Source organism: Thalassolituus sp., assembly GCF_984348125.1.
Map to the genome: position 1 here is coordinate 81665 of NZ_CFHJLR010000014.1, position 19384 is coordinate 101048.

General features: G+C 52.4%; 21 protein-coding genes and 1 riboswitch. Of the genes, 6 read left to right on the forward strand and 15 right to left on the reverse strand.

The genetic code is table 11. From position 1 onward, the window contains the following. Positions 1-14 precede the first annotated feature (14 nt). The 4 genes from AC5E51_RS11245 to AC5E51_RS11260 all read right to left on the reverse strand — a co-directional run bounded on the left by AC5E51_RS11245 (position 15) and on the right by AC5E51_RS11260 (position 4933). Positions 15-1112 (reverse strand): mechanosensitive ion channel family protein, encoded by a 1098-nt coding sequence (locus AC5E51_RS11245; RefSeq protein WP_068435400.1) that lies wholly within the window; start codon positions 1110-1112, stop codon positions 15-17. 29 nt (positions 1113-1141) lie between these two features. Next, complete coding sequence (rlmB, locus tag AC5E51_RS11250) at positions 1142-1900, reverse strand: 23S rRNA (guanosine(2251)-2'-O)-methyltransferase RlmB (RefSeq protein ID WP_297530895.1); 759 nt, start codon at positions 1898-1900, stop codon at positions 1142-1144. Then, a complete protein-coding gene (gene rnr, locus AC5E51_RS11255) occupies positions 1901-4459 on the reverse strand; it encodes a ribonuclease R (protein WP_301376741.1) in 2559 nt (852 codons plus the stop codon). A 102-nt stretch (positions 4460-4561) separates the two neighbouring features. Beyond that, positions 4562-4933 carry a gamma-butyrobetaine hydroxylase family protein gene (locus AC5E51_RS11260; protein ID WP_301376742.1) on the reverse strand — a complete coding sequence of 124 codons (372 nt, stop codon included), beginning with the start codon at positions 4931-4933 and terminating at the stop codon, positions 4562-4564. 93 nt (positions 4934-5026) lie between these two features. Between AC5E51_RS11260 and AC5E51_RS11265 the strand changes: the two genes are divergently transcribed. Together AC5E51_RS11265 and AC5E51_RS11270 are read left to right on the forward strand one after the other, a co-directional pair. Then, complete coding sequence (locus AC5E51_RS11265; protein WP_301376743.1) at positions 5027-5359, forward strand: cache domain-containing protein; 333 nt, start codon at positions 5027-5029, stop codon at positions 5357-5359. Beyond that, on the forward strand, positions 5352-5717 hold the full coding sequence (locus tag AC5E51_RS11270; protein ID WP_297530889.1) for a HAMP domain-containing protein: 366 nt from the start codon (positions 5352-5354) through the stop codon (positions 5715-5717). The genes AC5E51_RS11265 and AC5E51_RS11270 overlap by 8 nt, the downstream gene beginning before the upstream one ends. Before the next feature lie 49 nt (positions 5718-5766). On the opposite strand, the gene hslU is transcribed toward AC5E51_RS11270, so the two are convergent. The 10 genes from hslU to AC5E51_RS11320 all read right to left on the reverse strand — a co-directional run bounded on the left by hslU (position 5767) and on the right by AC5E51_RS11320 (position 15029). Further along, the gene (hslU, locus tag AC5E51_RS11275) at positions 5767-7110 is read right to left on the reverse strand and encodes an ATP-dependent protease ATPase subunit HslU (RefSeq protein WP_297530887.1); all 1344 of its coding nucleotides are present in this window, start codon (positions 7108-7110) and stop codon (positions 5767-5769) included. Next, positions 7107-7667, reverse strand: a complete 561-nt coding sequence (gene hslV / locus AC5E51_RS11280; RefSeq protein WP_076515703.1) for an ATP-dependent protease subunit HslV — start codon at positions 7665-7667, stop codon at positions 7107-7109. Before hslV ends, hslU begins: the two co-directional genes overlap by 4 nt. A 107-nt stretch (positions 7668-7774) precedes the next feature. Then, positions 7775-8599, reverse strand: coding sequence for a cobalamin-binding protein (locus AC5E51_RS11285; RefSeq protein WP_301376744.1), 825 nt, complete (start codon positions 8597-8599; stop codon positions 7775-7777). Continuing rightward, complete coding sequence (cobO, locus tag AC5E51_RS11290; RefSeq protein WP_068436697.1) at positions 8596-9207, reverse strand: cob(I)yrinic acid a,c-diamide adenosyltransferase; 612 nt, start codon at positions 9205-9207, stop codon at positions 8596-8598. Before cobO ends, AC5E51_RS11285 begins: the two co-directional genes overlap by 4 nt. Positions 9208-9266: 59 nt before the next feature. Further along, complete coding sequence (locus AC5E51_RS11295) at positions 9267-10772, reverse strand: cobyric acid synthase (protein WP_491778607.1); 1506 nt, start codon at positions 10770-10772, stop codon at positions 9267-9269. Further along, on the reverse strand, positions 10765-11301 hold the full coding sequence (cobU, locus tag AC5E51_RS11300; protein ID WP_301376746.1) for a bifunctional adenosylcobinamide kinase/adenosylcobinamide-phosphate guanylyltransferase: 537 nt from the start codon (positions 11299-11301) through the stop codon (positions 10765-10767). The genes AC5E51_RS11295 and cobU overlap by 8 nt, the downstream gene beginning before the upstream one ends. After that, the gene (locus tag AC5E51_RS11305) at positions 11298-12059 is read right to left on the reverse strand and encodes an adenosylcobinamide-GDP ribazoletransferase (RefSeq protein ID WP_301376747.1); all 762 of its coding nucleotides are present in this window, start codon (positions 12057-12059) and stop codon (positions 11298-11300) included. The genes cobU and AC5E51_RS11305 overlap by 4 nt, the downstream gene beginning before the upstream one ends. Beyond that, positions 12056-13102 (reverse strand): nicotinate-nucleotide--dimethylbenzimidazole phosphoribosyltransferase, encoded by a 1047-nt coding sequence (gene cobT, locus AC5E51_RS11310; RefSeq protein WP_301376748.1) that lies wholly within the window; start codon positions 13100-13102, stop codon positions 12056-12058. The genes AC5E51_RS11305 and cobT overlap by 4 nt, the downstream gene beginning before the upstream one ends. After that, positions 13102-14142, reverse strand: a complete 1041-nt coding sequence (locus AC5E51_RS11315; RefSeq protein ID WP_297530871.1) for a FecCD family ABC transporter permease — start codon at positions 14140-14142, stop codon at positions 13102-13104. The genes cobT and AC5E51_RS11315 overlap by 1 nt, the downstream gene beginning before the upstream one ends. Continuing rightward, on the reverse strand, positions 14139-15029 hold the full coding sequence (locus tag AC5E51_RS11320; protein WP_301387974.1) for an ABC transporter ATP-binding protein: 891 nt from the start codon (positions 15027-15029) through the stop codon (positions 14139-14141). The genes AC5E51_RS11315 and AC5E51_RS11320 overlap by 4 nt, the downstream gene beginning before the upstream one ends. 144 nt (positions 15030-15173) lie before the next feature. Further along, positions 15174-15325, reverse strand: a riboswitch (cobalamin riboswitch). Positions 15326-15425: 100 nt separating this feature from the next. Here AC5E51_RS11320 and AC5E51_RS11325 point away from each other — a divergent pair. The 4 genes from AC5E51_RS11325 to AC5E51_RS11340 all read left to right on the forward strand — a co-directional run bounded on the left by AC5E51_RS11325 (position 15426) and on the right by AC5E51_RS11340 (position 18837). Then, complete coding sequence (locus tag AC5E51_RS11325; protein WP_491778608.1) at positions 15426-15908, forward strand: FKBP-type peptidyl-prolyl cis-trans isomerase; 483 nt, start codon at positions 15426-15428, stop codon at positions 15906-15908. A gap of 112 nt (positions 15909-16020) precedes the next feature. Then, entirely contained in the window at positions 16021-16596 is a 576-nt protein-coding gene (locus AC5E51_RS11330) for an LPP20 family lipoprotein (protein WP_076515723.1), read from the forward strand. A gap of 74 nt (positions 16597-16670) precedes the next feature. Beyond that, on the forward strand, positions 16671-18179 hold the full coding sequence (locus tag AC5E51_RS11335; protein WP_301387972.1) for a transglutaminase-like domain-containing protein: 1509 nt from the start codon (positions 16671-16673) through the stop codon (positions 18177-18179). A gap of 16 nt (positions 18180-18195) precedes the next feature. After that, on the forward strand, positions 18196-18837 hold the full coding sequence (locus tag AC5E51_RS11340) for an MBL fold metallo-hydrolase (protein WP_301388011.1): 642 nt from the start codon (positions 18196-18198) through the stop codon (positions 18835-18837). A gap of 14 nt (positions 18838-18851) precedes the next feature. Here AC5E51_RS11340 and AC5E51_RS11345 read toward each other — a convergent pair whose 3' ends face one another. After that, positions 18852-19376 (reverse strand): hypothetical protein, encoded by a 525-nt coding sequence (locus AC5E51_RS11345; RefSeq protein WP_301387970.1) that lies wholly within the window; start codon positions 19374-19376, stop codon positions 18852-18854. Between the last annotated feature and the right edge of the window lie 8 nt (positions 19377-19384).

A 19384-nucleotide genomic window follows, 5' to 3' on the forward strand; every position in this document is an offset into this window, starting at 1 on the left:
CTACCAACACAGGATTACCCTTGTGTGACACCCTGTGCGGCAGTCTCTCTGCGTGAGAGTTCCGCAGGCATGCTTTCGAGGTGCAATGTCCTTGTCGGAAAGGCACAGTCAGCACCACTCTCATGGATGATATCCATTATTTTGAGCAGTACGTCTTGCTTCACCTCATGGTAATGCACCCAGTCAGTAGTCTTAGTGAAGGTGTAAATAAAGAAATCAAGGCTCGACGCACCAAACGCATTAAAATTTACAATCATGGTCTGATCCTGATCGATCTCACCATGCTGGCGCAGCATGTCGCGTACTTTTTCCATGATGCCCCGTACGACTTGCGCATCCTGATAGCGCACACCAATGGTTTCATAGATGCGACGATTCAGCATCCGTGACGGGTTCTCTACTGAGATACTGGTGAACACAGAGTTAGGGACATACAGCGGACGCTTATCGAATGTACGTATGCGGGTCACGCGAAAGCCGATGCTTTCGACCGTACCTTCAATTGAACGATCCGGTGAACGTATCCAGTCACCTACCTTGAATGGCTTATCGAGATAGATAATCAGCGAACCGAAGAAGTTCGCCAGCAGATCTTTCGCCGCCAGACCAACAATCAGGCCGCCCATACCACCGAAGGCAAGAATCCCCGAGATTGAAATCCCCAACAACTGAAAAACCGGCAGTATGATGAGTATGGTCACGGCGAGCTTAGCCAGTTTGCCGACCAGCTGAACCGTCGTCGGGTCCATGCCACCTTCGAGTTGTTTTTCTTCGACGCGGTTAATTAAGCGCCACATGGCCCAGGCGGCAAGAATAATCAGCGATAACTGGCGCACCACCGAGATGCTGCCCTGCACTTCTTTATCGTAATACGCGGCGGTGATGTCTCCGGCCCAGGTCAGGCCAACCGCGACAATCATCCAGTTAACTGGCACTGCAATCGCATTGATGACCACGTCGTCCCAGTGGTTCTCCGTGCTTGCGACAAGCTGTACCAGACGTTTGCGCAACATGCGCCAGAAAAGGCCTGCTATCAGTGTCAGAGTCAGAGCGATACCGACATTCCAGAACCATTCGTAGTCCTGACCCGCCAGTTCGTTCCACCAGCTCATGTATATTTCCATTACTTTGTATTCCTGACTTATCCGGACGTTTTACCCGAGGCACCACCACGCTGGCGCACCGCTTCGAACAGACAGACACCGGTTGCTACTGACACATTCAGTGAGCTGACCTCACCGGCCATGGGGATCTTCACAAGGTGGTCGCAATGCTCTCGCGTCAGGCGACGCATGCCCGGGCCTTCAGCGCCCATGACCAACGCCAGAGGGCCTTTGCAGTCCTGCTGGTAAATCGTGGTGGTTGCTTCGCCCGCCGTACCAATAATCCAGATGCCACGCTCCTGCAGGTCTTTCATGGTCCGCGCCAGGTTCGTTACCTGAATATACGGCACTGCTTCTGCAGCGCCACAAGCGACTTTAGCAGCCACTGCCGTCAACGGTGCCGACTTGTCTTTCGGAGCGATGACCAGATGAATACCTGCCGCATCGGCGGTACGTAATACGGCCCCCAGGTTATGAGGGTCAGTCACGCCATCGAGAATCAATACAAACGGGTCGCCAGTGATGTTATCGAGGATATCCGGCAGGTGTTTTTCTGACTTCCCCTGCACGGGTTTTCTCAGTGCCACAATACCCTGATGGTTGCCTTCCGCCTTCTGGTTAAGCAACCCCTTATCGGCTTCCATGACGGACAAGCCTTCGGCCTCTGCCAGATCGAGGATTTTCTGCATTTTTGCATCAACCCGACCTTTCTGAACCCAGATTTCCACCACTTGACCAGGGGATCGTTGCAGCAGTGTTGTAACGGCGTGGATGCCGTAAACCGATTCAAGCTTCATTTATTTTTTCTTACGTGGATTCTTCTTAGCGGTCGATTTAGAAGCAGCTTTGCCCGATGCTCCTGCACTTTTCTTAGCGTTCAGCTTCTGGCGTTTACTGGGCTTTTTCTTCGATGTTTTTTTGCTGTCGGCCCTGGTCGAGCCCGGTCCGCCTGATTTACCTGAACCGGCTTTCTTTTTACCCGGATTCATCAGCTCTTCTTTGGTCATGCCCTTTTTCTCGCCCGCCTTGCCACCAGCAGGGCGCTTGCGCGGTAAGCGAGCGGGTTTCGGCATATCCAGGCTATCAGCACTCCGTCCGGCATTAACAGGCGCGGTAGTTAATTCGAAGTCGACCTTGCGATCATCCAGATCAACGCCAACCACTTTCACCCAGATGTTGTCACCGAGACGGAAGCTGCGACGCGTGCGCTCGCCGATAAGACGATGCTTAACCGCATCGAACTGATAGAAATCATTCTGCAGTGTGCTGACATGCACGAGGCCTTCGACGTAAACATTTTTAAGTTCAACGAATAAACCGAACCCTGTTACGGCAGAAATAACACCTTCAAAATCTTCACCCACTTTGTCGCGGATATATTCACACTTCAGGAAGTCGGTGACATCACGGGTAGCATCGTCTGCGCGGCGCTCGGCCATAGAGCAGTGCTCGCCCATATTGACCATGGCCTGCAGGTCGTATGGATAAATCGTACGTTTGGCCATGTTCTTCGTGCCTTCTGCGCGAAGTACGTGCTTACACTCCTGCTCACTGCGGATAACGCTGCGGATACCGCGATGAACCAGAAGGTCCGGGTAGCGACGGATCGGTGACGTAAAGTGCGTGTACGCTTTGTACGCCAGACCAAAGTGACCTTCGTTCTCAGGCTCGTACTTCGCCTGACTGAGTGAGCGCAGTAGCACCGTCTGTATTAAGTGCGAATCCGGGCGCTTTTCAATCTGGCTGAGCAGCGTCTGGTAATCCTTAGGCGCAGGATCTTTACCGTTTGGCATCGTCAGCCCCATTTCACCGAGGAAAGCGCCGAGGTTTTCGAGCTTCTCTGAACTTGGGCCTTTGTGAACGCGGTACAGTGCCGGAATCTCATAACGAGTGAAGAAATCAGCCGCACAGACGTTCGCCGCCAACATGCACTCTTCAATCAGCATGTGTGCGTGATGGCGCTCGGTCGGTACAATTTCCTGAATCTTGCGTTCTGCATCGAACACGATACGGGTTTCGACCGAATCAAAATCCATCGCACCACGGACTTCACGCTGCTCGCGGAGAATATGAAATAAGCGATACAACTCATCGACGTGAGGCACGACATCGGCGTAATGTTCACGCCATTGGGCCTGAGTCTCTTTGTCGGCATCCGGATTAATCATGTCCCAGACTTTGTTGTACGTCAGGCGGGCATGGGAGTGAATAATCCCTTCCATAAACTTGTAGCCTGAAATACGCCCGGCTTTGGAGATGGTCATTTCACAGACCATGGTCAGGCGGTCGACGTGCGGGTTCAGAGAACACAAACCATTGGACAGTTTCTCTGGCAGCATCGGTACAACGAAGCCCGGAAAATACACCGACGTCGCGCGCTGATACGCCTCATTATCGAGGGGAGATTTCACCTTCACATAATGCGAGACATCGGCAATGGCCACCCATAAGCGCCAGCCACCAGTGTTCTTGTTGCGCTCGCAGTACACAGCATCGTCGAAGTCGCGGGCGTCTTCACCGTCAATAGTGACGAATGGCAGATGACGTAGATCGATGCGGTTTTTCTTGTCTGCTGCTTTTACCTGATCCGGAATTTTCTTAGTTTCAGCCTCGACTTCCTCTGGCCATTCGTGAGGAATATTGTGGCTTCGGATCGCCACGTCGATTTCCATACCCGGCGCAAGATGTTCGCCCAGTACCTCAATGACTTCCCCCACCGGCAGACCTTTCGGTGACGGCTGACGGGTAATATTCGCCACAACGAACTGACCGTGCTCCGCACCGTTACGGCCATCCGCCGGAATCAGAACTTCCATCGAAATGCGTTTGTTGTCGGGTTGTAGAATGCCCACGCCCGACTCTTCGAAGTAACGCCCAACGATCTGCTGCGTGTTGCGCTGTAAAACCTCAACGATCTTACCTTCCGGGCGACCACGACGATCCAGCCCCAGAATCTGCACAGCGACCTTGTCCCCATGGAAAACCTTCCGCATCTGTCGATTCGACAGATAGACGTCATCACCTTCGTCACGCAGCACAAAACCGAAACCATCACGATGCCCCATGACGGTGCCCTGTACCAGGTCGACCTTTTTCATCGGCATAAACTGATTACGACGGTTGCTGATCAGCTGGCCATCCCGGCACATGGCAATCAGACGACGACGCACTGCTTCAACGCGATCTTCGTCGGTCTCCCCAAGTACTTCACAGACTTCAGGGTGCGTCAGGGGGCTGGGCGCTTCTTCAAGCACCATCAAGAGTGCGTCGCGGCTCGCCACCGGGTTGTCGTATTTTTCAGCCTCAGCGGCAGCATTCGGGTCTTTGAAGGTTTTTGTCTTCTTGGTATCGCTCAAGCGATCACTCCTGGAAGGAAAAGTTTGGGTCAGTATACAGCACGGGCGCAGTGTTCAAAGGCCCCATGCAGGCACAGAAGGCTCAACGAGCTACGTCCGGGTTCATAACGCCTTGAAATTGATCTGTGAGGATTCACGACTCTTACCCGCAGCTTCCAGCCGGTCAAGGTAGTCCTGCCAGAGCGTATCCTGGTTGAGACACAGATGGTGCAGATACTTCCAGTCGTAAAGCCCGGAGTCATGTCCATCGTCGAAAGTCAGCTTGAGTGCATAGTTACCGGCTGGCTCCATGCTCAGCAAACCGACGTCTTTCTTGCCAAACTGCAGCACTTCATTGCCGACACCATGCCCACGCACTTCGGCTGACGGTGACAGCACACGCAGCATTTCAAAGCTGAGCTCGTACTCAACACCGGCGTAAGTCAATGCAACGCAGCGACTGGATTTCTTTACTTTGATGGCTTCAGGGACCACATAGACTCCAAATTACAATTTAACCAGCAGACCTGGTTTCAACTTCTATACTCATTTCAATTCCTAAGTTTACTATCCCGGAGATGCTACGCCATGACATTTCTGCGAAACCTGTCCATTCGCGCCCGCTTATGGCTGATAATGGCCGCTGCACGGATCTGTATCCTACTCCTCGAAGCAAAAGCACTGAGAAGTCAGTACGATGTTATGTTCGCTGCCGAATACACCGCCAAAGAAAACACCGCTAAGTCACTCGTGAACAGTGCCCATAGCCTGCTGGAACGCTATCAACGCATGGTTCGGGAAGGCGTATTAAGTGAAGAAGGTGCCAAAGAGGCTGCACTGGATGCTCTGCGTTCACTTCGCGATGGTAATATCTATTTCTGGGTGCACGACCGCTCCCCGGTTGCGTCACACCATGAGTAGTATTGCCAAAGGAGACGGTGATCTTACCCAACGGATTCCAATCACTGGCGAGGAAGAAATCACACGACTTAGTCAATCCTTCAATCAGTTTATCAGTCAGATTCACGACATTATCCGTGAAAGTGTGAATGCCACCAACGAAGTCGCATCACTGGGACGTGAGATCGCGGCAATGGGCTCAGAGACACGAAAACTGAATGCCGAACAGATGCAGGAAAGCGACCACGTCGCCACAGGCGCAACCGAGATGAGTCAGACCATTCAGGAAATTGCTGATAACGCCGACAAGGCCGCTGATGCCGTGAAAAATGCAGCAACAGACTGTCTGAGCAGATTGCTCGTTTCAGAATATAGATAACGAAAAAGCCCCCGTTTAAACGGGGGCTTTTTTTATAAGTGCTGCATTATCAGAGAATAAACTTACTCAAATCCTGATCCTGTGCCAGAGCACCCAGCTTCTGATCGACGTAAGCTCCGTCAATGGTCACTTGTTCGGTCAGGTCCGTTGCGTCAAACGACACACTCTCGAGCAGGCGTTCCATCAGTGTATGCAGGCGGCGGGCGCCGATGTTCTCGGTGCTCTCGTTGACCTGATAAGCGATCTCCGCCAGGCGTTTAATACCATCCGCAGTGAAGTCGATGTCCAACCCTTCGGTCTTCATCAGCGCTTTGTACTGCACTGTTAAAGACGCGTTAGGCTCGGTCAGAATGCGTTCAAAATCGTGCGGAGTGAGCGCCTCAAGCTCAACACGGATAGGCAGACGGCCCTGAAGCTCGGGAATCAGATCCGAAGGCCGTGCAAGATGGAACGCGCCCGAGGCAACAAACAGAATATGGTCTGTTTTCACCATACCGTGCTTGGTGCTGACAGTGCAGCCTTCGATCAACGGTAGGAGGTCGCGCTGCACCCCTTCGCGGGATACATCGCCACCAGAACCGCTGTCCTGACGCTTAGCGACTTTATCGATTTCATCAATAAAGACGATACCGTTCTGTTCGACCAACTCCAGCGCACGGACTTTCAGCTCTTCCATGTTCAGTAGGTTGCCGGCTTCCTCATCGCAGATCTGCTTAAAGGCATCCGCAATTTTCATCTTACGCTTGGACTTTTTATCACCGCCCAGGTTGGCAAACATGTTCTGCAACTGGCTGGTCATCTCTTCCATACCTGGAGGTGTCATGATTTCTACACCGGCAGTATTCACCTGAGCGACATCGATCTCGATTTCTTTATCATCAAGGTCACCGTTGCGCAGTTTACGACGGAAAACCTGGCGCGCGGAGCTGTCTTCCTGCTTAGGTTCTTCGGTCGTGTCCCAGCTGGTAGAGGATCGGGCCGGTGGCAGCAACACATCGAGAATGCGCTCTTCAGCGAGTTCTTCGGCGCGGGTGCGTACCTTTTTCATTTCCTGCTCACGCAGAAGCTTGATCCCAGTTTCGACTAAATCACGGATAATGGATTCTACGTCCTTACCCACGTAACCCACTTCAGTAAACTTGGTGGCTTCCACTTTGATAAAAGGCGCATTCGCAAGCTTAGCCAGACGGCGGGCAATCTCAGTTTTACCCACACCGGTCGGGCCAATCATCAGAATATTCTTTGGCGTGACTTCATCACGCAGCTCTGGCTCAAGCTGCATACGGCGCCAACGATTACGCAGGGCAATAGCCACAGAGCGTTTGGCATCATTCTGACCGATGATGTGTTGATCCAGTGCGTGGACGATTTCGCGAGGTGTCATCTGGCTCATGCATTTGCTCCTGAAGTGTCGCCGGTTACATCGCTCTCTTTCAGCGACTCAATGGTCAGGTTGGTATTGGTGAACACGCAGATTTCGCCAGCAATATTAAGGCTCTTCTCGACGATATCACGAGCGCCAAGCTCGGTGTTTTCCAACAAGGCACGAGCCGAAGCCAATGCATAATTACCACCTGATCCAACACCGATCAGGTCATCCTCGGGCTGCAGTACGTCGCCATTGCCGGTAATAATCAGAGAGGCGGTGTGGTCTGCCACGGCCAGAATAGCTTCGAGCTTGCGCAGAGCACGGTCTGAGCGCCACTCTTTTGCCAGCTCAACGGCTGCACGGGTCAACTGACCACCATGCTGCTGCAGCTGGGCTTCAAACTTTTCAAACAGGGTAAAAGCGTCAGCAGTGCCACCAGCGAAACCTGCGAGGACTTTACCGTCGTATAAGCGGCGGACTTTGCGGGCATTGCCTTTCATTACGGTATTGCCCAGTGAAACCTGACCGTCGCCTCCAATGACGACTTCGTCGCCACGGCGCACGGATACAATCGTTGTCATGACTCTGTACCTTGTGTCTCAGATGTAAATGATGTGTCGCTTTCGGTACAGATGGGGGCAGAAACCGGCATTTCAAGTAGAAGATCTGCCGGTAACCGTTAGACAGGTCACCGTGCCTGGTTGATCGCGTTGCAGAGTAGCGCCAGGCCTTCCGTCGCCCGCGGGCCAGAACGCAGCAGCGCTGAGCTGTTTACCGGAATAAGGTGCCCCTCCCTGACAGCAGCGACGGATGGCCATTCGCTCCACAAAGCCTCTTTCGAGTTCACCACGTTCGTGTGGCTCGACATAATGATGACCTCAGGGTCGCGGGCAATCACACTCTCAAAAGCCACAACGGGGTAGTGTGACGGTGCTTTGCCAAACACATTGTCACCGCCGCAATCTTTGATCAGAGCATCGACCCAGCTGCCTTGCCCGACCGTGCGCAATGGCTCGTAAGATAACTGGTAAAAAACCCGGACAGGATCGGCATTGGCGAACTGATGCTTTAGTGCGCTGTAGCGGTCACGAAAACGACCTGCCGCTTCTTTCCCAGCCTGAGGTTCTCCAACGGCGCTACCCAAACGCTCCATATCATCAGCTACGGCATCCATCGTTTTGGGGTCGATGTAAAGAACATTCACCCCAAGCGCTTCAAGCTTCTGAAGATCAGATTCTTTATTGCCACTCTTCCATGCCACGACAATATCGGGCTGTAACGCGATAAGCGCCTCGATATTAATACCGGCGTAACTACCAATACGCGGAATAGCTTTTGCCGCTTCAGGGAAGTCTGCCCACTCGACGGTACCCACAACCCTTTTACCAAGACCCATTTCAAACAGCATCTCGGTCGAAGACGGGGACAGGGCAACGATTCGCTCTATCGGTTTCGATGCTACTGCGAAACACGCACACAGCATCAATGCGAAAGCAAAGAAGCAGCGGATCACCAATCCACACCTTTACGGGCTTTTATTCCCGCGCGATATGCGTGCTTCTCATCTTTTACTTCGCTGACGGTATCTGCCAGGTCTCGTAGTTCTTTGATTGCGCCACGCCCGGTAACAACAACACTTTGATTTTCAGGACGATTACGGATGGCGTTCAACACCTCTTCTTTATTGAGGTAATCGTAACCGAGCATGTAAGTCAGCTCATCGAGCAGAACAACGTGGTACTGAGGGTCAGCAAGGTATTCCTTAGCGTGCGCCCAGACCTCTTCTGCTGCGGCAATATCAGACGTTCGGTCCTGTGTTTCCCAGGTAAAGCCTGTGCCCATGACGGCGAAAGGTACGCCATTATTCTCAAGCAGGTTTCTTTCACCACAGTCCCACTGCCCCTTAATAAACTGAACAACCGCCGCTTTGTATCCGTGGCCTACAGCGCGTGCAACCGTACCGAAGCCAGAGGTTGATTTACCTTTGCCATTGCCTGTTACCACGATCACGATACCGCGCTCTTCTGTCGCTTTCGCAATACTGGCATCAACCTTTTCTTTTTGTTTCTGCGCTTTCTTTTTATGGCGTTCCTGCTTCAACTCTTCTTCTGACTTCGACATTACCTGACCTCGTATATTTGATAATTTCTATTTTTAAAAAATGATCTGTGACAGCTGCCCTACTGAATGATATCCAACAGGTCGTCCATATCGATATGCTCTTCATAAATATCAGCGATACGTTCAATTTCACGTTCACGCAGTGCTTGCCAATCTTCTGCCGTTCCCGGTGAACCAGATACCCACTCAAGAATAAACTCACAGGTTTCCGGGTGGTCAAATAGGCCATGAACATAAGTCCCCATCACCTGGCCATCGCCAGATATGGCACCGTCAGTGTATGAATTTCCCTGCTGATCGGTCAGACAGCAAAAGGGAGTCTGCAGGCCTGCCCCTTCACTGATACCACAGTGAATTTCATACCCTTTGATCTTATTCCCGGAGTTACTCAGCACACCGTCTACGTTCTTAAGCTGCTTTTCTGCGGTGAGTCGAGTACTGACATCAAGTAAACCAAGACCTTCGGACTCTGTGATCGTGCCCTCGACCTGCTCCGGGTCAGAAATTTTCTGACCCAACATCTGAAAACCACCGCAGACACCGAGCACTTTGCCACCGTAGCGCAGGTGCTTAAGAATCTGTCGATCGAACCCCTGCTCCCTCAGGTAAGCCAGATCAGCCTGAACACTCTTACTGCCCGGAAGGATAATGAGGTCAGCGCCCGACAGGTCACCACCAGCAGTGACATACTCAAGCACAACGCCAGAATGCTGAAGTAGCGGTTCGAAGTCGGTGTGATTGCTGATACGTGGCAGCACCGGCACCTTAATAACAATGCGCTGTTGGTCTGACTGATTAAGATTTTCTTCATGCAGAGCCCGGTTTATTCCGTCTTCAGCATCAAGACGCAGATCCATAATGTACGGCAGTACTCCCAGTACAGGTTTCTCACTGTAGTCTTCCAGCCAGTCGAGGCCGTCCTGGAGTAACTCGATCCGGCCGCGGAATTTATTGATCAGAAAGCCCTTAATTCTTGCCTGTTCACTGGCCGCAAGAATATTTACCGTACCTGTAAGATGCGCAAACACACCGCCGCGATCGATATCCGATATCAGAACGACAGGACAATCTACCGCCTCGGCAAAGCCCATGTTGGCAATATCATTTTTGCGAAGATTCACTTCTGCCGGACTGCCTGCGCCCTCAACAATCACCACATCGTACTGTTCTTTGAGTCGCTGAAATGCCGCTAAGACATGGTCAAATGCGAGCTCTTTAATGTTGCCAAAACGTCGTGCGTCGAGCTCGCTGACGGCCTTACCATTAATAATGACCTGAGAGCGCATATCCGAATTCGGCTTCAACAATACCGGGTTGAAGTCCGTCGACAGAGGCAAACCACAGGCTTCGGCCTGAAGCGCCTGAGCCCGCCCGATTTCTCCGCCATCGTTCGTTACCGCACTGTTCAATGCCATGTTCTGAGGCTTAAATGGCGCCACCGAAATACCCCAGCGCTTAAGTATCCGACATAGCGCGGTCACACACAGGCTCTTGCCAGCATCAGACGTTGTGCCCTGAACCATCAGGCAGCCTTTTACCGGCAACGAAGTATGAGCATCAGCCATGAAGCAGTACTCCATTACGTTTTAATGCCAGTGGGCACCCGGAAACGACCAGAGTAACGTCATCGGCGATGGCGGCTACGGCCTGATTCAGCCACCCTGCCTCATCAGCGAACCGGCGGCTTAATTCACCAAGGGGAACAATGCCGCTCCCCACCTCATTGGTGACAATAAAAATATCCTGCCCTGGTACTTCCGAGGCTTTTTTCAGTGCGCTCAGCAATTCGGATTTTTCCTGCTCAAAGTCGGGCCAACGCTGTTCATTGCAGAGCCAGTTAGTGAGGTATAACGTCAGGCAGTCAATCAGGAGCGTTGACGACGACACACTCACGACCGAGGACAGCTCAAAAGGCTCCTCAACCAGCGCCCAGTGCGCCGGTCGATCTTTCTTGTGACGCTGAATGCGCGCCGCCATTTCGTCGTCTCCCGGTGTCGCTGTCGCCACATAGGTAATCTCAGCCCGCTCATTAGCAAGCTGTTCGGCATAACGACTTTTTCCGGATCGGGCTCCGCCCGTCACTAAGTGAATCAAGAGAAGCTCCCGCTCAGAGCCAGTAACGAGAGATAAATAGCCAGTTCACTGACCTGCTGAACTGCTCCTAAGGCATCGCCGGTAAACCCGCCAATCTGACGCTTAAGAAATACGTACGCAACGCCTGCCAACACGAGTAAGACGAACAGAATAATGAACGGGTTGTTGATAAACATAAGCGCGATTAAACCTGTGATTATCGCAATAGCCGTATCCGCACCCGAGCCTGACTCAGCCAAAGGCTTGGCTTTTGAGGTATCAACGTCAGAGACATAAGACATAGCAGCGATAAATACTGTCGGAATAATTCGACTCAAAGGATGCGCGACCAGAAGTGCCAGAACCGGGTTGATCAACTGGGATAAAACAACGAATTTCAGCGTAAGTGACACCCATAGAGCCGCAGCGCCGTACGTGCCGATGCGGGAGTCTTTCATAATGCTTAGCTTCTGCTCGCGGGTCCATCCGCCGCCCAGCCCATCACAGGTGTCTGCCAGACCATCTTCATGAAAGCAACCGGTAAGCAGCAGGCTGATTGCAATGGAAATCAAGACAGCAACATTCTGAGGAAAGACCAACATCAACAACCACAGAGCCGTCGCACACAGAGCGCCGATCAGCCATCCAACTGCCGGAAAATAACGGCTGGCGCGGTTAAGGCTCGCCTGACTGAACTCGACCGAGGCCGGTACCGGTATTCGCGTAAAAAAGGCCACGGCAATCCACCACAGGTTCAGCTGTTCACTCAACCTGTTCATACCGCAGTGACACCTGCATCATCAAAGCTCGCCATGTAATTGTAAAAAGACTGCGCCGACTGCAATAGCGGGTACGCCAGCGCTGCGCCGGTTCCTTCTCCCAGTCGCAATCCAAGATCCAGTAACGGCTTAGCATCGAGAGCCTCCAGGATCAGAGTGTGAGCCTGCTCTTCTGAGTGGTGACAGAAGACCATATAATCCCGTACCTGCGGGGCTATTCTGACCGCCGCCAGCGCCGCTACTGACGCGATAAATCCATCAACCATAATGACACATTGCTTCTCAGCCGCGGCCAACATAGCACCGGTGATCTGGACAATTTCGAAGCCACCGAGAGAAGCCAGAATATTCATCGTATCGTCAGGTTCAGGCGTCGACTGATGACGCTCGAGTGCCTCAGCGATGAGCGATTTTTTGCGTTCAAAGGCATCATCATCAATGCCTGTACCACGACCACAAGTCTCTTCTACTGAACGCCCAAGAATAGCAGCGAGCACCGCCGATGCCGCCGACGTATTACCAATTCCCATCTCACCAAACGCAAAAACATTACTGCTTTCTGCGATTCGCTGACGCACTATTTCAGCCCCCAGTACTAGTCCTGATTCTGCGGTTTCGCGTGCCATTGCCGGCGCTTTAGCAATATTCTTAGTGCCCGCTCCCAGGCGCTGATTTATAACGCGGCTACTCTCAACGGCATTAAGGATGCCTGCATCAATAACGTACAAAGCCATGCTGGCAACCTGACAGAAACAGTTCACTGCCGCACCGCCATTAATAAAATTCTTAACCATCTGCTGCGTCACCGCAGGAGGCGCAATACTCACCCCCTCTTCTGCAATGCCATGATCTGCTGCAAATACCAACATGGCAGGCTTATGCAGTCGGATCTTTTCGACACCGGTGATCGCTGCCAGCTGAGCCGCTAATGATTCAAGCTGCCCCAGACTGCCGGGCGGCTTGGTTTTCATATCAATACGCTGCTGAATGGCAGCATCCCTTGAGCGGGACACCGGAGAAACGGAAAACATAACACCTGCCATCAACGACTCTGTCGTTGCTTAAGAATAATAAAAAAGAAAAGACTGCCGAGCGCGGATGTCACAATACCAACGGGCAGAACCTGATCCTGAAGTAAAGAGTGAGCCAGGACATCCACCCAGATCATAAAGGTCGCACCAACCAACAGAGACATCAGCAGTACCCTGTGCAGCTGCCCGCCGACGAGCAACCGCACTATATGGGGAATCATCAACCCAACAAATCCGATGCCGCCGACCTCTGCAACCAGAATCGCCGTTACTGCCGAGCACACCAGCAACATCCCCAACCGCAACTTATGTACAGGCACACCTAGCGTAGCGGCACTTTCTTCGCCCAGCTGCATCACGACGAGCCAGCGCGAAAATATGAAAAACAGACCACTGCCAAGCACCACAGCCAAAAGAGGCAAAATAAGATCAGCCCAGTTGCTGCCCGAAAAACTGCCCATCAGCCAGAACAATAATGTAGCTGCAGTTTCTGGCGTTGAGTAATAAATCACAAGGCTGGTAAATGCACTGAGCATAAAAGAAACTGCCACCCCGGAAAGCAGCAGCTTTTCGACCTGAACCGCTGATTTCCCAGCAAGCGTCAACATCAGAAAAACAGACAGCGCTCCGCCCGCAAGCGCCCCGGTGGTCACGTTAAATACGACACTCAGGCCCGTCGCCGCCAGAAACCCAGAAAAGGCCCCAGTGAAAGCAGACATGGCCAGCACCGCACCTAGAGCGGCCCCGGATGAAATACCAAACAAATACGGATCAGCCAGCGGATTACGGGTTACTGATTGCAGAATAGCGCCAGTAATCGACAGACCAGCGCCCGTTAGTAAAGCCATAAAAATCCGCGGCAGGCGAATATCCGTAAGAATCTGCTGTTCGATCGGCGACAACGCACAATCATTCGTCCATGGACAGATAATGACGCCCTGAAAGACATTCAGAAGCGACAGATCAAAGGCGCCTTGTGCCGCCGCACCAATCACCGAAAGGCAAAGCACAGAAAAAGTTATTGCAACAGTTAACCCGTACGGCATTTTCATTCCCTGCGCTCTCCAGCTGATCCGGGAGCAATAGTCCGACTCGGAGGCATATCGTAGGCAATACGAATACGGCGTTCATGGGTATAAGTGTTACGGATCACAGCAACATCTGCGGCAACCTGAAATACATCCTGAATTAATTCGCTGGTAAGCACCTGGAAGGGTTCACCGTTGGCCACCAGCTGACCTTTATTCAATACCAGCAATTGATCACAGTAAGCCGCGGCCATGTTCAGATCATGAATGGTAAGAAGTACCGTAACACCCAATGACCGGACCAGGCTTAGCGTCTCTATCTGATGCTGAATATCGAGGTGGTTGGTAGGTTCGTCTAAAAGAAGAATCTGAGGTTGTTGTACCAGTGCGCGGGCGATCAACACCCGCTGCTTCTCTCCACCTGAAAGAGAGCCGAAATCACGATCAATAAAACGCGTCAGATCGAGGTCGGCTGCTATCCCTTCTATTAACCGGGTGTCATCTTTGCTGGTAAACGACAGCAGTGGCTTACGAGGCGTCAGGCCGGTTGCAAGAACTTCGCGCACGGTCACCTCGAAAGGCAGTGCCGATTCCTGCAGCACAACCGCGATTTTACAGGCTCGCTCGCGTCTGCTCATCAGGTGTACCGGGTGCCCGGCAATCATCACCTGCCCCGCCAGCGAGGCCGGTTGATCGTAGCGATGGCAATAGATTGCTCTGAGTAACGACGATTTACCTGCACCATTCGGCCCGACAATACCAACCAGGCTACCGCATTCCACAGCGAACGAAATATCCCGCAGAATAGCGTTCGTAGCTTTCGCACCGATAGTCAGCGATAAGTGCTCAACAGCGATATACGCGAGTTCAGCATCGCCAGAGGTGTAGCTGTTGTTTGAGGACTGATTCACCATGGGTATCCGCGCATCGGTACAAATATTGTCACGCTAATCGTCACATTATGGGCGGAATACGGATGATGGACGCACTTCGGGAACGCAGCCTAAGCCGCCCGAACAGAGAGCTCATCATCGAGTAACCCGCTCGATCATAGAAATTGGTTTGCACGTCCGGGAGGCAATCTGGCTGACAGTCGACCGGATAAAAGCCACTGTTTACAGTTGCGGGCACAGCCCCGGATTTTCACCGGGTTCCCCTCCTGAGACTGGCAAGACAAATTTGCCAGTCCGGACAGGGGTGGATTATCGCACAGAGGCGCCAGCGTTGCAGTAAACACGCGGATACCGGATACTTCGCGCCTTAATGATCACAGTTAACCACACCATACACAGACTACGGAAACGCTCATGATTGTCGCCAAAGATACGGTTGTTCAGCTGCATTACACCCTTAAAGATGCCGATGGCAAACAGATTGAGTCCACTGCGGGCCATGATCCGATTGCCTACCTGCAGGGCCACAACAACATGATCCCGGGCTTTGAAGAAGCTGTCGAAGGCAAGCAGGCCGGAGACAAGCTCGAAATCACTGTAACACCAGAAAATGGCTACGGTCACCGCGTTGAAGGTTCGGTGCAGCGCGTCCCAGTCAAGCACCTGCAGGGCTCAAAGAAATGGAGCAAAGGCATGGTCGCTTCTGTACACACAGATCAGGGCGAGCGTCAGGTGACCATCGTAAAGGTCGGTCGTTTCATGGCAGACGTTGACACTAATCACCCATTTGCCGGAAAAACCTTACATTTTGACGTCGAGATTCTGGAAGTTCGTGCAGCGACTGCAGAAGAGCTTGATCACGGCCACGCCCACGGCATTGGCGGGCATCAGCACTGATTCTGACTCAGATCACAAGTGGTGAGAGTAGCCGTCTGAGTGCGGTAGTATTTTAATATTGCTTCGGCTATTCTCGAACGAGTCTTTTGAAAATACCTGTAGGAGATTAAGGATGAATATCCGTCACCTGTTTACTGCCGCTGCCGCCACTCTGCTGGTTGCGTGTTCCTCTAACGAACCGGCACCTCAAGTTGCTGAGTGTGTCTTCGCCGATGGCAGCATGCAGCCTGCTCCTGCGTGGGTCTGTGGTGCCCCTGTTGATGGCGTCGACCTGACCGCCGTCGGTTACGCCGATAAATCTGCCGCTGGCGCAAACTTCATGAAGCAAATGGCAGCGACTGCCGCGCGCGTTGAACTTGCTCAGACCATGCAGGTAGAAGTTCAGAACATGATCAAACAGTACGCCGAAACCACGGGTACAGCGGACGACGAAACAGTTGATCAGGTAAACTCTGTGACAACCAAACAGATCACCAAGCAGACACTGACTGGCAGCAAGATCTTCCGTCAGATGCCTACGCCTAGCGGCGGCATGGTGGTTCTCGTTGGTCTCGACGCCGACACCGTTAACCAGTTGGCAGAAGAGGCCCTGAAAACCTCAATGAACAACGAGAAAGCTCTGTGGCAGAAGTTTCAGGCTCAGAAGTCTTTCGACGAAATGCGCGAAGAAATGCTGAACATGAACTGAGTCAGCTCAGCGTATGATATCCAGACCGGTACCGGGGTAACTCTGTACCGGTTTTTTGTTTTGGGGGAGATCCAATGAAACATCTTATCCGTTGCACCCTGATAGCCAGCGGTGTCGTCGCCAGCGCAGCTACTCTTTCTGTCGTCGCGAACCCAGGTATGAGCGATTACGAACGCTGGCGCGCCACGACTCAGCAAGAATTTCAGAGCTATCTCGACGAAAACGACAAAGCCTTTATCGGATTTCTGAAGCAGCGTTGGGAACCCGTCGATACCGAATCAGGCGAGGAAGAAGATAAGGCCCCAAAACCCACAAACATCCCAAAAGCACCGCCGATTTATTCGCCTGTTGATGCGCCAGAAGAGAAGCCTAAAGACATAGCAACCGAACCTACGCCAGTCGTAAGTGTGCCTGTTCCGACGCCAACGCACTTGCCCGACAACACAACGCCAGAGCAAACGCCGGTCAAAGTGGCACCCCAGCCACAAATTAAAGGCCCTGCCGCCAGTATTAACTTTTATGGTCACGCTTTACGCCTGCCCTACAACAAAGCCATGCCACGTGCATTTTCATCCAGGCCCTCCTCCGACGCTATAGCCTCAGCGTGGGAAGCGTTAGCACGGAGTGATTTCAAACCCGCCTTAGAGCAGCTCAATGCCACTAAGACGTCTCTGTCCCTCAGCGACTGGGCAACAGCACGGCTTGTATCAGACTACTCTGAGGCCGTAGCGGGAAATGCCGACAGCCGCATTATGTTGAGCTGGTTTATGCTCGTAAAACTTGGCTATGACGCCCGCCTTGCCTACAACGACCGCCTTTACCTGTTAATGCCTGCTGACGACGATGTGTATGGCGTCACCTATTTTACTCTCAGTGGTGAACGCTACTACGCCCTGCCACTCAATGGTGATGTACGAATCGCAGGAAAGGTCTACACCTACGGCAAGCAGCACGAGACAGCGTCACGTGCGGTGGCCTTCAAAATGCCTGAGCGCTTTAATGGTGCGGGAGATATCCGCAAGCGGACGCTCAGTTATGAGGAAGGCGAAGAAACAGTGAATGTTGTCGTCAGCTACCCAACGGAGCAGATCCGTTATCTGGATTCCATGCCCCAGCTGAACCTGCCACGCTATCCGATTCTGGATCTGCCCGCTGCGACACGGGCCGAGCTCACTAGACAACTGAAGCCATTGTTACAGGGGCACTCTGAAGAAGTCGCGGTAAACCGCCTGCTTAACTTTGTCCAGAACGCCTTTCAGTATCAGACCGACGAGCAGCAGTTTAATACTGAGAACTACCTGTTCCCACTTGAAACCCTGCACTATGCAGCCTCAGACTGCGAAGACAGAGCCGCACTGTTCTCGCTACTGGTGCACGACCTGCTGGGCCTGCCCGTCGTACTGTTGGATTATCCGGGGCATGTGGCCGCAGCCGTTGAATTTACAGGTCAGGTGAAAGGCAACGCAGTCGTTTATAATGGCCGCCAGTACACAGTCACTGACCCGACCTATATTAACGCGCGTGCAGGAATGACCATGCCGCAATTCGCCGGTCAGTCACCTGACGTAGTAGAAGTATTTTAAGGAGGCCTTCATGGCTTTGCAGATCGCCATTGTTCCTGTCACTGCTTTTGAGCAGAACTGCACTGTTCTGATGTGTGACAACACCAAAGAAGCCGCCATCGTAGACCCCGGCGGTGAAATTAATAAAATCAAAGCGCAGATTGAGAAAATGGGGGCGACCCCCACCAAAATTCTGCTGACGCATGCACACATTGACCATGCTGGAGGCACCGCAGTCTTAGCGCGCGACCTCGGCCTCCCTATTATTGGTCCTCATAAGGAAGACGACTTCTGGATTCAATCGTTGCCGCAGCAATCTATGATGTTCGGATTTCCCAACGTTGAGTCATTTACGCCGGATCAATGGCTGAACGATGGCGATACGGTCACAGTGGGTGACGTGACACTTGAGGTTATCCATGCGCCCGGCCACACACCAGGGCATGTTGTCTTCTTCGATAAAGACAGCAAAAAAGCCTTAGTCGGCGACGTTATTTTTAACGGGTCGATTGGTCGTACTGACTTTCCAAAAGGAAATTTCGACGAACTGGTTTCGTCCATCCGCGAGAAGCTGTTTCCGCTGGGCGACGATATTGAATTTATTTGTGGGCACGGCCCGAATTCAACCTTCGGCCACGAACGTCAGCACAATCCTTTTGTCTCTGACCATCGCGGCTAAGTACTTATCTTTATTCAGGGCGACGTTGCTGCAGGTTTCTTCCTGAGCTCCGAAGTCTGAATAGCCGCCAGTTTCTGAACTCGCTGGCGGCTTTCTTCCAATGCGATATCCATTTGTTCGTCATACATCTCCAACCAGGTACGCGAGCCCGGCATCATTTTCGCGAGATCACGCATCCCCTGTTTTAACGCACTGAGATGCGTCTGATAGCTCTGCTCCTGATCGAGAAGAATTTCTTTAAAGCCAGACGCCTGACTGGTGTCCATAATCATACGGTATTGCACCAGTGATTTTTCAAACGCCGCCATCTGAATGCGCAACGCTTCATTTTCTTTTGTCACCAGTTCCAGCTCTGCGGCCTTAGCGTAGGCGACGTCTTCTTTCAGTAACGAAACAATGCCCAATGTAGACAACGCTGATAACCCAACGACCGAGAGCACAATAAGTACAATCACAACCTTTCGATTGAAAGACACCGTTCGCTCCAGCAGCGCGATACGCTGCCCCTCACTGAGATCAAACTCTTTTTCGTCTTCCATTGGAGGCT

Bases quoted from the DNA above. Each gene is read 5' to 3' on its own strand.
- AC5E51_RS11345 (WP_301387970.1), bottom strand. From the start codon at position 19,376: ATGGAAGACGAAAAAGAGTTTGATCTCAGTGAGGGGCAGCGTATCGCG.
- AC5E51_RS11325 (WP_491778608.1), top strand. From the start codon at position 15,426: ATGATTGTCGCCAAAGATACGGTTGTTCAGCTGCATTACACCCTTAAA.
- AC5E51_RS11315 (WP_297530871.1), bottom strand. From the start codon at position 14,142: ATGAAAATGCCGTACGGGTTAACTGTTGCAATAACTTTTTCTGTGCTT.
- AC5E51_RS11245 (WP_068435400.1), bottom strand. From the start codon at position 1,112: ATGAGCTGGTGGAACGAACTGGCGGGTCAGGACTACGAATGGTTCTGG.
- AC5E51_RS11270 (WP_297530889.1), top strand. From the start codon at position 5,352: ATGAGTAGTATTGCCAAAGGAGACGGTGATCTTACCCAACGGATTCCA.
- cobO (WP_068436697.1), bottom strand. From the start codon at position 9,207: ATGTCGAAGTCAGAAGAAGAGTTGAAGCAGGAACGCCATAAAAAGAAA.
- AC5E51_RS11265 (WP_301376743.1), top strand. From the start codon at position 5,027: ATGACATTTCTGCGAAACCTGTCCATTCGCGCCCGCTTATGGCTGATA.
- rlmB (WP_297530895.1), bottom strand. From the start codon at position 1,900: ATGAAGCTTGAATCGGTTTACGGCATCCACGCCGTTACAACACTGCTG.
- AC5E51_RS11335 (WP_301387972.1), top strand. From the start codon at position 16,671: ATGAAACATCTTATCCGTTGCACCCTGATAGCCAGCGGTGTCGTCGCC.
- AC5E51_RS11295 (WP_491778607.1), bottom strand. From the start codon at position 10,772: ATGGCTGATGCTCATACTTCGTTGCCGGTAAAAGGCTGCCTGATGGTT.
- hslV (WP_076515703.1), bottom strand. From the start codon at position 7,667: ATGACAACGATTGTATCCGTGCGCCGTGGCGACGAAGTCGTCATTGGA.
- cobT (WP_301376748.1), bottom strand. From the start codon at position 13,102: ATGGCAGGTGTTATGTTTTCCGTTTCTCCGGTGTCCCGCTCAAGGGAT.
- AC5E51_RS11305 (WP_301376747.1), bottom strand. From the start codon at position 12,059: ATGAACAGGTTGAGTGAACAGCTGAACCTGTGGTGGATTGCCGTGGCC.
- AC5E51_RS11330 (WP_076515723.1), top strand. From the start codon at position 16,021: ATGAATATCCGTCACCTGTTTACTGCCGCTGCCGCCACTCTGCTGGTT.
- hslU (WP_297530887.1), bottom strand. From the start codon at position 7,110: ATGAGCCAGATGACACCTCGCGAAATCGTCCACGCACTGGATCAACAC.